The organism is Planotetraspora thailandica, assembly GCF_016863335.1.
Lineage (GTDB): Bacteria > Actinomycetota > Actinomycetes > Streptosporangiales > Streptosporangiaceae > Planotetraspora > Planotetraspora thailandica.
On sequence record NZ_BOOR01000128.1, the window covers coordinates 1 to 741 of the forward strand.

Annotated in this window: 1 pseudogene; it reads left to right on the forward strand. The window is 62.1% G+C overall.

What is annotated here, in order from left to right:
• Positions 1-741: pseudogene (locus Pth03_RS41155) on the forward strand (DNA-directed RNA polymerase subunit beta); the annotation flags it as partial.

The following is a 741-nucleotide window of genomic DNA, read 5'->3' on the forward strand; positions in this document are numbered from 1 at the left end:
CCAGGCCGGGCGCAAGGACGTTCCGGCCCAGTCAGGTCTCGAAGAGATCTTCGAGGAGATCAGTCCGATCGAGGACTTCTCCGGGACCATGTCCCTGTCGTTCCGGGACCACAGGTTCGAGCCGCCCAAGTACTCAGTCGATGAGTGCAAAGACAAGGACATGACCTTCTCCGCCCCGATGTTCGTGACGGCGGAGTTCATCAATAACACCACCGGTGAAATCAAGAGCCAGACGGTGTTCATGGGCGACTTCCCGCTCATGACCTCGAAGGGCACCTTCATCATCAACGGCACCGAGCGTGTCGTGGTGTCCCAGCTCGTGCGGTCCCCGGGTGTCTACTTCGACCGTTCGGTCGACAAGACCTCCGACAAGGACCTGTTCGGCGCGAAGGTGATCCCGTCTCGTGGCGCCTGGCTCGAGTTCGAGATCGACAAGCGAGACAGCGTCGGCGTCCGCATCGACCGTAAGCGCAAGCAGCCGGTGACCGTGCTGCTCAAGGCGCTCGGCTGGACGACCGACCAGATTCTCGAGCGCTTCGGGCAGTACGAGTCGATGCGCGCGACCCTGGAGAAGGACCACACCTCCGGCCAGGACGACGCGCTGCTCGACATCTACCGCAAGCTGCGTCCGGGTGAGCCTCCGACCAAGGAGTCCGCGCAGGCGCTGCTGGAGAACCTGTACTTCAACCCGAAGCGTTACGACCTCGCCAAGGTCGGCCGGTACAAGATCAACAAGAAGCT